Here is a 14,185-nt window from a genome sequence, read left to right as displayed (position 1 = left end):
ACCATTCTGTTTCTGCGCCTCATCGTGAGTCTTTGCACTTGGATACCCCAAGCGCGCGTCTTGAAACAGCCTTCTACCAAAACGTGATTTACAGACCGCTGTTGCGCGCCGTTGCGCGATCACGCCACCGCAAAACGCACCGTCGCAATACCTCCGCAATACAGACGCAATACCGACGTGCGAAATGAGCGGATTTCAACCGAACGGTAAAGAATTAAGAAGTCCTAAGAAATGCTTGCTAGACATCATCTCTGCACATTGTAAGTGTGCGCATTCAACCAGCAAAGAGGACAGCCATGAGCGCGCGCAAGATCATCATCGACACGGATCCAGGACAGGACGATGCCGTCGCTATTCTCTTGGCGCTGGCCAGTCCAGAAGAAATCGACGTGCTTGGTATCACCGCCGTGGCAGGCAATGTTCCGCTCTCTTTGACTGCGAAAAATGCGCGTATTGTCTGTGAGTTAGCAGGTAAACCAAACGTTAAGGTCTTTGCTGGATGCGACCGTCCAATGGGCCGTGTGCTGGTGACAGCGGAGCATGTACATGGGGAAACCGGTCTTAACGGTCCTGTGTTGCCTGACCCTCAGATGGCTCTGCAAGAGCAGCATGGCGTTGACTTCATCATCGACACCCTGCGCGCGCATGAGGCTGGCACGGTCACCCTCTGCCCACTTGGCCCCCTCACAAACATCGCAACCGCGTTTGAGAAAGCCCCTGATATCATTGAAAAGGTTCAGGAAATCGTCCTGATGGGTGGCGCCTATTTTGAGGTGGGCAACATCACACCAGCCGCTGAATTCAACATTTACGTGGATCCACAAGCTGCTGACATCGTCTTCAAATCCGGTGTTCCTCTTGTGGTCATGCCGCTGGATGTGACCCACAAAGCACTGGTGACAAAGCCCCGCAATGACGCCTTCCGCGCGCTCGGCACCAAGGCAGGTGTTGCAGTCGCCGAAATGACTGATTTCTTTGAACGTTTTGACCGTGAGAAGTACGGATCAGACGGTGCTCCGCTGCATGATCCATGCGTCACAGCCTATCTGATCAACCCCGAACTGTTCTCCGGTCGCCACATCAACGTGGAAATCGAAACCCAATCTGAGCTCACAATGGGTATGACAGTGGCCGATTGGTGGGGCGTCACAGACCGCGCGCCCAATGCGCTGTTCATCGGCGATCTCAATGCTGATGGGTTCTTTTCCCTTCTTTCAGAAAGACTTGCGCGACTATGAGCGGCGCAGTTCACCTCGCCACAGAGGCAGATTTTCATCGCTTGGACGCGCTTGTGTCGGCCTTTCATGCAGAGATGCAAATTGCCAGCTCGCCAGAGAAACGCGCTGATGCGCTCATCCCGCTGCTCAATGGTTCGCCATATGGCAGCGCCTATCTCATCGGGCCGCGCCGCGCTCCGGTGGGCTATCTGGTTGTGACGTTCAGCTGGTCGGTGGAATTTGCGGGCATGGATGCCGCCATCGATGAAATATATGTCCGGCCCAGCGTCCGCAGGCGTGGCATGGCGTCGAGCGCGCTACATAACATCTGCCAAGCCCTTGAAAACAGTGGAATTACTGCCTTTCACCTCACTGTGGAACGCGACAATCCAGCGTCTCAGAAGTTTTACGAGAAAGCCGGTTTCAAGCGGCGCGATCAGTTTGCACTGATGTGCCGCCTCAAACGCTGAAACATCGCCTCTGGATTTCTGGGGCGGGCAGATTATCTTGCCTATATGAGCCTGCATATTCCCTTTGAAAACAGTTACGTCGACTTACCCGATCGCCTGTTTGCCCGCCAGAAACCCACCCCAGTTCGCGCGCCAAAGCTGATCGCATACAATGCGGCCTTGGGCACGCAGCTGGGGATCACGAATGCCACAGACGACGCAGAGCTTGCACAGGTGTTTTCCGGCAGCTCTCTTGCGGACGGCTCTGATCCAATCGCGCAACTCTATGCCGGCCATCAATTTGGCAACTGGAACCCACAACTTGGTGACGGTCGTGCAGTTTTGTTAGGAGAATCAAAAGGATATGACATACAACTTAAAGGTTCTGGCGTAACCCCATTCTCACGGCGCGGTGACGGGCGCTCCTGGCTTGGCCCAGTTTTGCGCGAATATATCGTATCTGAGGCGATGCATGCGATGGGCGTGCCCACCACCCGCGCACTCGCAGCGGTGGAGACGGGCGAAACCGTGTTTCGCGAACGCCCGCAACCCGGCGGAATCCTCACCCGCGTCGCCAGCAGCCACATGCGCGTCGGCACCTTTCAAGTCCTCGCCGCCCGACAGGACACAGAAGGGCTTCAAGCCCTTATGGACTATGCCTGTGCACGCCACTACCCCCATGCCTCCTCTTCAGCAGAGCTGCTTGAGGCCGTGATCGCGTGCCAAGCAAAGCTCGTGGCCCATTGGATGGCTGTCGGCTTCATTCACGGAGTGATGAATACCGACAACTGCACAATTTCTGGCGAAACCATCGACTATGGCCCCTGCGCGTTTATGGATATCTTCCATCCCGGCATGGTGTTTTCCTCAATCGACCACTACGGGCGCTACGCCTATGGAAACCAACCCGAAATCGCGGCTTGGAACATGGCTCAGTTGGCGACATCCTTGCTGCCATTGGAAGACAATTCAGACGCAGCGGTGCAGGAGTTCACCAAACTGGTACACGCCATGCCGGAGTTGATCCGCACAGAATGGCGCACTCGCTTTGCCGCCAAACTTGGCATTTCTGCAATGGTCGCTGAAGACGAAACGCTGATTGCAGATCTCTTGGAGATCATGACAGCGACCAAGGCAGATTTCACGAACACCTTCAATGCGTTAACAGACGGAGCCATCAGCGAAACCGCACTGTCTCATCACGAAGATTACGAAGACTGGCACCACAGGTGGCAAACCCGATTGGAAACGGAAACGGCGGATCCTCAAGCCATCATGGCCAAAGCCAACCCTGTGCGTATTCCACGAAACCATCAAGTCGAGGCAATGATCCAAGCCGCACTGACAGGCGACTATGCCCCGTTTCACACACTCATCGCCGCCCTAGAACATCCCTATCTAAAAGACGAAAGCTTTGCGACATTCACGGCGCCGCCCAAGCCAGACGAAGTTGTCAAACAAACCTTCTGCGGCACATGACGCAACAAACAGCCGAGGGGCCAAACATGACCAACTATTTTGTCTATGATGTTTTTACCGAGGCTGCGTTTGGCGGCAACCCACTTGCCGTCATCCCGGATGCAACCGCGGTGCCGGAGGAGCAGCTGCAAAAAATCGCACGCGAGTTCAACTTCTCTGAAACCACCTTTGTCTTTCCTCCAGTGGACCCCAAACATACTGCAAAACTGCGCATATTCACGCCAACAATGGAAATCCCTTTCGCGGGGCACCCCGTGATTGGCACGGCGCTTGCGCTCTTTGACGAAGGCGCGGGGAACGATCTGACATTCGAACTGGGGGTTGGACCAATATCGTGCAAGATAGATGGCCGGCAGGCCGAATTTGTCACCACCACTGCATTGGACCTGCAGGCGGAGCCAGACCCTGCTTTGGTCGCCGCCGCACTTGGCACACGCACCGACAACATCGTCTTTGCGACGCACCCGCCTGTCATGGCATCCGTTGGATTGCCCTTTACAATCACTCAGGTCAAATCCCGTGACGTGCTCGCCAGTCTGTCCACAGATGTCGCTGCCTTCCGGGAAGGCCATGCCAAATACCCCTCTGGTCTGGATTTTGCGCAATTCGCCTATGTGCGTGACGGCAACCAAGTGGATGCCCGTATGTTTGCCCCACTGGACAACATCCCCGAAGATCCCGCCACGGGCAGCGCCTGCGCCACACTCGGCGCATTGCTGCACAGGATTGAAAACGCACCTGTCACTCTTACCATCACACAGGGAGAGGATATGGGGCGACCCAGCAAGATCCATGTAAGGGCAGATGAAACCGGCGTTACAGTCGCGGGAAGTGCTGTACGTGTCATGTCAGGCCAACTGACCCTATAAACCGCAGTTTTCCCCAGATATCTTGGCAAATTGCTGTAGAAATTGAATATGTCTTTGGATAGACAGGAAAGCCAGAAAAACAACGCATCTAAAACGAGCGATCATGGGCGATACCATCATAGAACGCTGCGAAGCCAAAGGCTTGCGCATGACAGGACAACGCAGAACCATTGCTGCTGTTTTGCAGGACTGCGACGATCATCCTGATGTCGAAGAACTCTATGCGCGCGCCTCCGCAAGAGACTCAGGAATCTCGCTTGCAACAGTCTATCGCACGGTGAAGCTCTTCGAAGAGGCTGGAATCCTCGACAAACATGAATTTGGAGACGGACGCGCGCGTTATGAGGATGCAGAGCGGGCGCACCACGATCATCTGATCGACATAAATTCTGGTGAAGTCATTGAGTTTGTTGATCCAGAAATCGAAGCTTTGCAGGAAAAAATCGCACAAAAACTAGGCTACACACTGAAAGGGCACCGTCTGGAACTCTACGGAGTGCCAATAAAAAAGTAAAAAAGGGTGTGCCCGGCACAGCCAACATCGTTGAATAATCATCAAACAGGCCCGCTGCACCACAGTGGGTCTTTTTGTTGCAAAGCGACTTGTGTCCAAGCCGGGTGGCGCATCTGTGGTCACGTCACCCACCTCAGGGTATCCAATTGCGACCATTTTCGTCGTTTTTCGACATGCCGTCGCCAGTGACTTGTTCGTTTCATAAGACACAAACAGGATGGAGTACGGCATGCAGATGACAACACGTGTGGCAGTTATCGGCGGTGGCGTTGTTGGCTGTTCGGTTCTCTATCATCTGACCAAACTGGGCTGGTCAGATGTGATGTTGGTTGATCGCAACGAACTCACCTCAGGCTCTACGTGGCATGCCGCCGGGGGATTTCACACACTCAACGGCGACACAAACATGGCTGCGCTGCAGGGCTACACGATCAAACTCTACCGAGAGCTTGAAGAGCTGACCGGCCTGTCGTGCGGCCTGCACCACGTAGGCGGGGTGACGCTTGCCGACAATCGCGATCGTTTTGATATGTTGGTGGCGGAGCGCGCCAAACACCGATTCATGGGTTTAGAAACCGAAATCCTCACTCCGGACGAGGTGCAAAAATTCGCACCAGCCACCAATATTGAGGGCATCATCGGGGCGCTGTATGACCCGCTTGATGGACATCTTGACCCATCCGGCACTACCCACGCCTATGCCAAGGCAGCCCGCCTTGGCGGAGCGACCATAAAAACCCACACAAAAGTACTTGCCACCAAACAACGTCCAGATGGCAGCTGGGATGTGATAACCGACAAAGGCACCATTCATGCCGAGCATGTGGTCAACGCGGCGGGCCTCTGGGCACGCGAAGTCGGCGCCATGGCAGGCGTGTATTTCCCGCTGCACCCGATGGAACACCAATACATTGTCACCGAAGATGTACCGCTGATCGTCGACATGATGACCGGCGGCAAAGAACACCCCCATGTGATGGACCCGGCAGGGGAAAGTTATCTACGCCAAGAAGGCCGCGGCCTCTGCATCGGTTTTTACGAGCAGCCTTGCCGTCCTTGGGCAGTTGATGGCACCCCATGGGACTTTGGCCATGAGCTTCTGCCAGATGATTTCGACAAGATCGAAGACAGCATCAATTTCGCCTACAAGCGCTTTCCAGCATTGCAGTCTGCGGGTGTGAAATCCGTCATACATGGCCCCTTCACATTTGCGCCCGACGGCAACCCGCTGGTCGGCCCCGTGCCCGGCATGCGCAATTACTGGTCAGCTTGTGCAGTGATGGCGGGTTTCAGCCAAGGCGGTGGCGTTGGCCTGATGCTGGCGCAATGGATGGTCGAAGGCGAATGTGAGCGCGACACCTTCGCAATGGATTGCGCCCGCTTTGGCGACTGGATCACACCGGGCTACACCCGCCCCAAAGTGATTGAAAACTACCAGAAACGATTTTCCGTTTCCTACCCCAATGAAGAGCTTCCAGCCGCCCGTCCCTTCCGCCAGACACCTATGTATGATGTGTTTGACCAAATGGGCGCTGTTTGGGGGCACCAATTTGGGCTGGAAGTTGTCAACTACTTCGCAGCCGACGATGAACCCCGCTATGAAACCCCGTCTTTCCGGCGTTCAAACGCCTTCGCCTCGACCGCCCGAGAAGTCAAAGCTGTGCGCGAGACCGTAGGCATCAACGAAGTCCACAATTTTGGAAAATACATGGTCACGGGTCCAAATGCGCGCCAGTGGCTCAACAGAATAATGGCAGGCCGCATCCCACAACCTGGTCGCCTCAGCCTCACACCGATGCTGTCCCACAAAGGCCGCCTGATCGGCGACTTCACCGTCTCCTGTCTTTCAGAGGACGCGTTCCAGCTGACTGCGTCTTACGGCGCACAGGCCTATCACATGCGGTGGTTTGAGCAGAACGAGGCCGAGGGCGTGCTGGTTAAAAACGTGTCAGACCGGCTCACAGGTTTCCAGATCGCTGGCCCCAAAGCCCGCGAAGTCCTGACGGCCTGTACCCGAAGCGATGTGTCTGACATGGAATTTATGGATGTCCGTCCTGTCACCATTGGTATGGTTGACTGTATCGTCCAGCGGGTCAGCTACACCGGTGATCTGGGGTTTGAAATCTACTGCGATCAAATGGGGCAACGCGCACTCTGGAAAACCCTTTGGGACGCTGGCGCCCCGCATGGCATGCGCCCCTTTGGCATGCGCGCAATGATGTCACTGCGGCTCGACAAATTTTTTGGCTCCTGGCTTTCAGAATACGGGCCGGATTATACCGCCGCAGAAACTGGTCTTGATCGCTTCATCGCGTTTCAGAAAGAGGGAGATTTCATCGGACGCAAGGCCGCTGAATACGAAAAAGCAAACGGCACAGCCCGCAAGCTCTGCGTCTTTGAGGTGAAAACGCAAGACGCGGACGTGCACGCCTATGAGCCGATCTGGCTCAATGGTGACGTGGTGGGCTTTTGCACCTCCGGAGGCTTCTCGCATCACGCACAGAAATCCATCGCCATCGGCTTTGTTCCCAGCCAACAGATCACGGCTGACCTGGAAGTCGAAATCGAAATCCTTGGCACGATGTGTCCGGCCAAGATCCTCACCGCCCCATTATTTGATGCAGACGGCACGCGCATGCGCGGGTAGAGTTCCTCCACATCACGGGGCGGCAACGTCGGTCACCCCGTCCGGATCAAGTTAGAGGCACCATGCTGACAATTCTCGTGCTGGCCGCTGGGTCATCCTCCCGCATGCGCGGTGGTGACAAACTGCTGGAAGACATTGAGGGCGCCCCGCTGTTGCGCATCATCACCAGCCGCGCCTTGGCCACAGGGGCCAACGTGATGGTGGCTCTGCCGTTGGACAAACCCAACCGTATGGAAGCGCTCGCAGGTCTTTCTGTGCAAAGTGTCTTTGTGCCGGATGCAGACAACGGAATGGCCCATAGTTTGCGCGCCGGGGTCGCGGCGCTTTCAGATGAAACAACAGCGGTGATGATTTTGCCTGCTGATATGCCCGAAATCGAGGAATTTGACCTTCAGACGATGATAAACGCGCTTAAAGCGACGCCTGAGGCCATTCTGCGCGGCGCAACAGCCGCGCAAGTTCCCGGCCATCCCGTGTTATTCCCACGACGCTTCTTTCCCGAACTTCTCCGTCTTTCGGGGGACAAGGGCGCGCGCGATGTTCTGAAGGCAAACAAACAGTCCATCACGTTGGTTCCCTTACCGGAAAATCATGCCTTGGTCGATCTGGACACGCCCGAGCAATGGGAAAGCTGGCGCGCAGAACGCCACCGCACATAAGCCGTTCTGGTGATCAGAACATGAAATGATCCCCATTGAGAACGTCGAGATCGACATCCTGCAAGGTGATGCGATGGCTGCCCAGGGAAATGACCACATCATCGCCGTCTTGACTGGCGTGATTGGACATCAGATCAGAAAAGCTCTTGATCTCCGTCACTTCCGAGAAGTCCAGCACATCCGCGGCGCCTGTTAAAGCAAAGTCTGTGATCACATCGCGGCCAAAACCATTGTGGAACTCAAAAACATCTGCGCCAGCACCGCCTGACATGCGATCATTGCCTGCATCACCGCGCAGCGTGTCCTCTCCGCCCGCACCGATCAGAGTGTCATGACCTGCGGCCCCGCGAATGTAGTTGTCACCAGAGTCCCCCTTAAGATGGTCGTTGGCCTCTTGCGATCCAACCACACCTTCGATGCTGACATAGGTATCAGAGCTTGAGTTTTTGCCCGTTTGCAGGTTAACCGTCACTCCGCTTTTGTGTCCCCAATAGCTGGCCGTATCAAACCCAGCGCCACCATCAAAAACATCTTTACCGTCGTCGTCGCGCAGATAGTCATCCCCCGCGCCGCCTTCCAGCCGGTCGTTGCCATCACCACCATAAAGCCGGTCGGTGCCGTCGCCGCCTATCAGCGTGTCGTTGCCCGCATACCCATGCAAACTGTCATTGCCACCAGCTCCATCAAGGCGGTTTGCAACCTGATTGCCATAGAAACGATCATCCGCAATGTTGGACCCAAGCAAATGCTCGATGCTCTCATAGCGGTCCCCGCTGGTGTTTTTCCCGGTCGTCAAGCTCGCGGCCACGCCATACTTGTGCCCCCAGTAAGACACTGTGTCCTGACCAGCACCACCTTCAAACACGTCGCGGCCATTATCATCACGAAGATAGTCGTCGCCATCACCGCCCTGCAGCGTATCATCCCCTGCCCTGCCGTAGATCCGATCATCTCCCGCAGCGCCATACAGCAAGTTGTCGCCACGGCTTCCAATCAGCGTGTCATTGGCTTCATTGGATCCCCACAGATTTTCGATACTGCTGTAGGTGTCCTTGCTGTTGTTTTTGCCGGTGTGCAGGTCGACATAAACGCCATAGTGGTGCCCCCAATAGGATGCCGTGTCATTGCCTGCACCGCCAATGAATGTATCGCGGCCGTTTTCATCCCGCAGATAGTCATCGCCGTCACCACCAACCAAGCGATCATCACCACTGCCACCATACAGACGATCTTTACCGGCCTTACCTTCCAAATTGTCGTTGTTACGACCCCCAATTACGGTGTCGTCTCCCGTGCCGCCAATCAGATTGTCGTTGCCGTCGCGCCCATTCAGATAGTCATTCCCACCGTTGCCATCAAAGGCGTCTTCGCCGTCCCCGCCTTCCAAGACTTCAGCAGAATTCGTACCCGCGACAATGTTTTCATGCTCAATGACAATCTCAATCACTTCATAGGGATTGAGCGTCGCCGTCAGGGACGAAACATTCCTGCCAAGCTCAGCCTGCGACACATTTGTGATTTTGCCGGCAACGTCTGTTTCAGTGGCAAAATAGAAGTCATTCAGGCTCGTTGGCGTCTTCACGCCCGGTCGAAGCAGAATATACTCAGGTTGCGGCAGATAGGTTTTAACGTCCCCACCGACGACCTTGATCAAACTGTCATCCCAAGCGTTGCCAAGCACGTCTTTCAGCTCGTCCAGTTCATTCTGATCGATTGAACGACGTGGATTGCGCGAAACCAGCTTGCCATTCTCATCATAAGCCGCGTTGTCGCTCAAACCATCGGCAGCCCCATCGGCTATGCCAACGATCCGCCCACTCCAATTTTCTGCAACAGCAGCCAAATCAGACAGATCCAATACAAAATCTTTGCCGAACTCCTGGCTGTGAGAGGTCACATAGATCACGCTGCGATAGCCGTTGGTGAAGGCATTCACCTCCAACTCACGCGGATCAAATCCAGACAACGAAACCGCATACATCTCGCCATTTTTGGGATGCAACGACTCTGTCATCAGCGACAAGACGACCCCAGCAGGTGTCAGATCAACGGGTCCGGCATCGTTGTTGCCGCCTGCAATCGCAGAGGCCGTGTTGTGACGAATGGTCCAAAAATCAGCCGCGTCTACACCCAACTCCACCATGCTGTGGAACTGTTCCGTAAGCGCCCCAGCGGCACGCAAACCCAAAAACGACCAATGGCCAATTTCAACATTCCATTCGGTGATCTGAAGGTCCAGATCCGTCTGTATCATCCCTTCCCAAGTGGCCAGACGCAGATCAAGGTTCTTAAGCTCCGATCGGCTTGAATTTGCACTCAAGTCATAGCCTTCTACTTCATCATCAAAGTAGTAGTGTGCAATCACCCCATCAATGGCGCCTGACGCCTTGTCGGTTTGAAACCCATTGGTGATATCGCGATCGGCATCCAGTTGTTCGATGAGCTCAAGGTTGCCTTTGACAATGCGTTTTTCAAACCCATTGAGGCTCTTATAGTACTCTTCAGCAGTTTGACTGTCAGACCAGTCATCAGGGCGCACATCTCTGTCCCAATGCTGCATCGCAGCAATTGCATCCGCGTCACTGACCGACCCAAAGCTGCCACCTTTATAATTGGACCCATCGCCAACAATATTTGAGCTCTGTACCCAGATCTCAGGCTGATAGCCGCCAAAGGTTGCCCCGCTCAGCGCATTTGCAATGTCATGCGCATATTCACCGTATTGTTTCTCATCAATGTTCTGCCAGAATTCATTGCCAATCTCATAGCCAACAATCTGCTCGGCTTTGTCACCCATGTAACGCAGAACGAGATTTGCCCAGTCTCGCACATCCTGCTGGTTGGCGTGTTCCGGCGCCAGCGCAGGCACCACAAGCGTGGTGCGGTGACCGGTTTCCTTGATCCAGTCCAGGTAGTTTCTCAGATCTTCGCGCAGCTGCTCTGTGCCGCTTTCAGAGCGATCGAGTTCGATGATATTCTCACTAACCGCACGACCACCAGGATACCGAAGCCGTGTTGATCCGATGGCGTCGATCGCCTCCACATATTGTTCGGTCGGAACCCCATCCACCTCATTGGTTGTCCCCAAAAGGTTGGCCCCGAACATGTCCGCGCGCACCTCTACCGGTGCACTACTGCGATCCACAGTAATGGTGATAGGCATCAAACTGTCCTCAGAAAGGCTGTTAGGTTACGTGGTGGCTCACTTCCACGCGCAAGGTCGACCGCCCATTTGGCGGAACACCCCAAAAACAAAGCACCTTAGGCTCGGCAATACTATTCTGTCTGAGAAACATGACTGCATCCCCACGATAAGGCCCCCAAAGGCCGTTACAAATCCCACGTTCATTGGTAGGTCTTTTTAATTAAGGAAGCTAAAAGATTGAAAATTCAACTTACTTCAAATTTAAAACAACCACTCAACACCAACCAATAAACAACACAACCTGCTGATATACTTTGATATTTTTACATCAACACATTTGCGGAATTTCCTCGCGACGTTTTCAAAATTTTAAGAAGATTCTGATCGCCCCATTCCTGCCACATTTGAACCACAGTTTGGACGCGGTGCTTCTAAATGGCTGACACAATTGAATCTCCAAATAAAAAAACTCTCCCTTAAGGAGAGCTTTCAAATTGATTGGAAACGGATTTTCCACCGAAAGGAATCAATTTACGACCCAAACGCGCCAGTGCGGCGTTCGGGTCAGTGCCCAAACGCCCCATGGAGCGTGTCCACCGCGCTGGCCAATTCCACCAGCTCAGCACCACTCATTGCTTCCCCAACAAACGCACCAAGAACCGATCCGTTTCCGTATGTTCCGGAAGAGTTTCCGATCTCAAAGGCACCGTCAGAAGGCAAAACAGATACATCTGGTTCCGTATCAATTGGCGTCGCACTCTCGTGATACAGACGAAGGCTGCCTGCATCTGTGCGCACCGCAGCCACCCATCCATTCGCCCCAAGTACGGACCCTGATGTTGTGTTGCTCCCCTGATTGACCCGTCCGCGCGCTTGCCCATTGGCAGTGGCGCGCAAGTAATTCTCCTGTCCGGGCTTGGACAACAAGAGGGGCGCAGAGTTGGTCGAAAACGACGAACAAAAGACACCGATGCTCATATTGTTGCGCAAGTCAGGTTCTGACACGGGGGCAAATCCCATATCAAGACCTCCGTTCGAAGTTGACAACCCGCTCCAACCCTGTCCCGCTGCCCACACCCAATGGTCTGAAGCTAGATTGCCTACCTGAGCAAGCGACACCGATGGCTCCTTCAGATCCATGCCAGAAGAGACCACATCAGCAAGCGAGACATAAAGCCTGCGCATCTTGGGCCACCATGTGCTCGCCTTTGCGGCGACATAGAACGCATCCAACGCATCTTTCTGCACGCCGGACAGGGTGACCCCTCCGTTCGCCACGGCTTGCGCGGCAAAGGCATCTGTCTCCGGTTCAAACGATGCCGTGGCAGACGCCGTGGAAACAGCCCAGTCCGCAGCAGTGCCACCCACATCTAAAGAGACAGTCACAGTGCTATCCAGCCCCCCTGATGTGGTACGCAGCTGGATCTTCTGGAAGGGATCGATCATTCCAACGGTCCCCCAATCAGAAACGACGCTGTCACCGTTCAGGCTGTTCAATGTGCGAAACGCCCCTCCGGTCACAGAAACCGCTGTCCGACGCTCAAAGCCGGTCAGCAATACAGCGTTCGACGTAATGATCTGCCCTGCTGCAACATCTTGCACATCCGCAAAATCAAAGGCCGCTGGAACAGCATCGCTTAGGGGCCCAAAGGCGGCAGTATACGTACCAATGTAAGCCGCGTAAGACCGCGCGCCCAATCCTTCGATCCATGGCTCGTTGGGGTGGATATTGCCAAAATTGGAAGGGATAAAATCAGTATCAACAGCGATCGCATTGGCGTCGGCAGCCACAACAGATATCTGCGCCTCTCTCACGGTCCACGCACGCGGCCAGCCCGCTTCGGTTGCGACCCCATCACTCCCCCCGTATCCCAATGGACGAATGCGTTGCACAACTATCAAACCGGTGGTGATCTCAGCCCGCACAGCGGCGAACCAGTCCGACAAATTTGCTTCATAAGAGGCCGCGGAAAAATCTTGGCTGGCGTCCGCTTCACCTTGGTTCCAGATCAGCACCTCTGGCCCAATCGTCACGCCCGCATCGGCCAGTAAGGCACGTGCACGCGCGGTTTTCGCCCGCAGACTGTCAAATTGCCCTCCGGCGGTATCCGGGTGCCATTGGTCGTATAAATTCTGCCCATTCCGGGCGCGTTTCACAACATATACAGGGCGTGTATCACCCGCCTCGCGCATCTGAAAAACAAACTCAGCCTCCGCTCCCCAGGCCGTTCCACTGTTGTCAGGGTCGGCGTTGGTTGTGACATCGTAGGGTTGAAACTGTCCGTCAGTTTCACTTACGCCATCCACAAAAGAAAACACCGCGCCCAAGGATCCATCCGTATACCGCGCAGGCGGTGTCGCGGAGGACGTCCCCGCCACACGACTGTTGGACTGCCCCGTAACGAACAGAAGCATTGCATCCGCATCAGGGTCCGGCGGTGTGACCACCGGATCTTGGTAGGCACCTGCTTGCACAATCTCACCGATACCGCGCACGTCAACAGCATCATCCTCAGACGCCGCAATTGTATACGGCAGGGTTTGCCCCGCCACCAACTGCCACGCGCCACCGTTAATTCTATATTCAAAATCACCCATTTAACCCACCACTACATTGCCGTTTTCTTCGCGTGTCACCCGTGGCTCCCACACGCCAATCGACAGGACCGTCACGTCACCTGTCTGTTCGCGCCGCAGACTGGTCTGCTGCCCAAGCACTGGAAAAAGCGCCGTAATTGAAATCCCCACGCCAATCATCACACCAATCCAATGATGCCGCCGGCGGAGCTGCCACTGGCCCAGATCCGTTTCACGCGAAAGGGATAGAGCGCCCCAGGCTGCAACGCAGGCAATGTCAAAGAGTCGCCTTCAGCCTGATCCATCAATGTGACCCGTACATCGCCAGTCGTGGCCACCATCAAACTGCGTGTCACCTCTTCCAGATCCGTGCCGTCGCTCGGGCTCACCGCGAAGCCATAGCTGATTGGCCCTGTCGTGCTGGTAATGCCCAAAAATCGGTCTTTGCCCATGGGGGTTCTCCTTCACTCGATTGGAGGTGTCCGCTGTGCCAACACCACGCCATTGCATGTTGAAACCTCTGCCGCGCAAACACGACAAACCAAAAAAGCAGCTGGTCTGTTCGATCAAATCCGCAGTGCGCCTAAGCAATGAAGCGCCTGCATTGAGGAGCCTTTAAGCGCCCGCAC

General features: G+C 54.9%; 11 protein-coding genes. 7 read left to right on the top strand and 4 right to left on the bottom strand.

Annotated elements, in window-relative coordinates; all coding sequences use genetic code 11:
* Positions 1–296 precede the first annotated feature (296 nt).
* The 7 genes from J7413_RS01150 (at position 297) to J7413_RS01120 (ending at position 7,834) form a co-directional block, all read left to right on the top strand.
* Complete coding sequence (locus tag J7413_RS01150) at positions 297–1,238, top strand: nucleoside hydrolase (RefSeq protein WP_209095620.1); 942 nt, start codon at positions 297–299, stop codon at positions 1,236–1,238.
* Positions 1,235–1,687: a GNAT family N-acetyltransferase gene (locus J7413_RS01145; protein WP_209095618.1), complete on the top strand. Its 453-nt coding sequence runs from the start codon at positions 1,235–1,237 to the stop codon at positions 1,685–1,687. Before J7413_RS01150 ends, J7413_RS01145 begins: the two co-directional genes overlap by 4 nt.
* 45 nt (positions 1,688–1,732) lie before the next feature.
* A complete protein-coding gene (locus J7413_RS01140; protein WP_209095616.1) occupies positions 1,733–3,145 on the top strand; it encodes a protein adenylyltransferase SelO in 1,413 nt (470 codons plus the stop codon).
* Positions 3,146–3,171: 26 nt separating this feature from the next.
* Positions 3,172–4,014 carry a PhzF family phenazine biosynthesis protein gene (locus J7413_RS01135; protein ID WP_209095614.1) on the top strand — a complete coding sequence of 281 codons (843 nt, stop codon included), beginning with the start codon at positions 3,172–3,174 and terminating at the stop codon, positions 4,012–4,014.
* Positions 4,015–4,117: 103 nt separating this feature from the next.
* Entirely contained in the window at positions 4,118–4,528 is a 411-nt protein-coding gene (locus J7413_RS01130; RefSeq protein WP_209095612.1) for a Fur family transcriptional regulator, read from the top strand.
* Positions 4,529–4,757: 229 nt separating this feature from the next.
* Entirely contained in the window at positions 4,758–7,175 is a 2,418-nt protein-coding gene (locus J7413_RS01125) for an FAD-dependent oxidoreductase (RefSeq protein WP_209095610.1), read from the top strand.
* Between the two features lie 62 nt (positions 7,176–7,237).
* Entirely contained in the window at positions 7,238–7,834 is a 597-nt protein-coding gene (locus J7413_RS01120) for a nucleotidyltransferase family protein (RefSeq protein WP_209095608.1), read from the top strand.
* Between the two features lie 13 nt (positions 7,835–7,847).
* On the opposite strand, the gene J7413_RS01115 is transcribed toward J7413_RS01120, so the two are convergent.
* From J7413_RS01115 to J7413_RS01100, 4 genes are all read right to left on the bottom strand, one after another.
* Complete coding sequence (locus tag J7413_RS01115; RefSeq protein WP_209095606.1) at positions 7,848–10,997, bottom strand: calcium-binding protein; 3,150 nt, start codon at positions 10,995–10,997, stop codon at positions 7,848–7,850.
* Between the two features lie 546 nt (positions 10,998–11,543).
* Positions 11,544–13,577 carry a sialate O-acetylesterase gene (locus J7413_RS01110; protein ID WP_209095604.1) on the bottom strand — a complete coding sequence of 678 codons (2,034 nt, stop codon included), beginning with the start codon at positions 13,575–13,577 and terminating at the stop codon, positions 11,544–11,546.
* A complete protein-coding gene (locus J7413_RS01105) occupies positions 13,578–13,736 on the bottom strand; it encodes a hypothetical protein (protein WP_209095603.1) in 159 nt (52 codons plus the stop codon).
* Positions 13,736–14,008, bottom strand: coding sequence for a hypothetical protein (locus J7413_RS01100; protein ID WP_209095602.1), 273 nt, complete (start codon positions 14,006–14,008; stop codon positions 13,736–13,738). The genes J7413_RS01105 and J7413_RS01100 overlap by 1 nt, the downstream gene beginning before the upstream one ends.
* Between the last annotated feature and the right edge of the window lie 177 nt (positions 14,009–14,185).

Source organism: Shimia sp. R10_1, assembly GCF_017744095.1.
GTDB lineage: Bacteria > Pseudomonadota > Alphaproteobacteria > Rhodobacterales > Rhodobacteraceae > Shimia.
This window is presented reverse-complemented; position numbering and strand designations above follow the sequence as displayed.

Excerpts from the sequence above, each read along its gene's own strand:
- J7413_RS01145 (WP_209095618.1), top strand. The coding sequence starts at position 1,235 with ATGAGCGGCGCAGTTCACCTCGCCACAGAGGCAGATTTTCATCGCTTG.
- J7413_RS01150 (WP_209095620.1), top strand. The coding sequence starts at position 297 with ATGAGCGCGCGCAAGATCATCATCGACACGGATCCAGGACAGGACGAT.
- J7413_RS01135 (WP_209095614.1), top strand. The coding sequence starts at position 3,172 with ATGACCAACTATTTTGTCTATGATGTTTTTACCGAGGCTGCGTTTGGC.
- J7413_RS01140 (WP_209095616.1), top strand. The coding sequence starts at position 1,733 with ATGAGCCTGCATATTCCCTTTGAAAACAGTTACGTCGACTTACCCGAT.
- J7413_RS01130 (WP_209095612.1), top strand. The coding sequence starts at position 4,118 with ATGGGCGATACCATCATAGAACGCTGCGAAGCCAAAGGCTTGCGCATG.
- J7413_RS01110 (WP_209095604.1), bottom strand. The coding sequence starts at position 13,577 with ATGGGTGATTTTGAATATAGAATTAACGGTGGCGCGTGGCAGTTGGTG.
- J7413_RS01100 (WP_209095602.1), bottom strand. The coding sequence starts at position 14,008 with ATGGGCAAAGACCGATTTTTGGGCATTACCAGCACGACAGGGCCAATC.
- J7413_RS01115 (WP_209095606.1), bottom strand. The coding sequence starts at position 10,997 with ATGCCTATCACCATTACTGTGGATCGCAGTAGTGCACCGGTAGAGGTG.
- J7413_RS01105 (WP_209095603.1), bottom strand. The coding sequence starts at position 13,736 with ATGATTGGCGTGGGGATTTCAATTACGGCGCTTTTTCCAGTGCTTGGG.
- J7413_RS01120 (WP_209095608.1), top strand. The coding sequence starts at position 7,238 with ATGCTGACAATTCTCGTGCTGGCCGCTGGGTCATCCTCCCGCATGCGC.
- J7413_RS01125 (WP_209095610.1), top strand. The coding sequence starts at position 4,758 with ATGCAGATGACAACACGTGTGGCAGTTATCGGCGGTGGCGTTGTTGGC.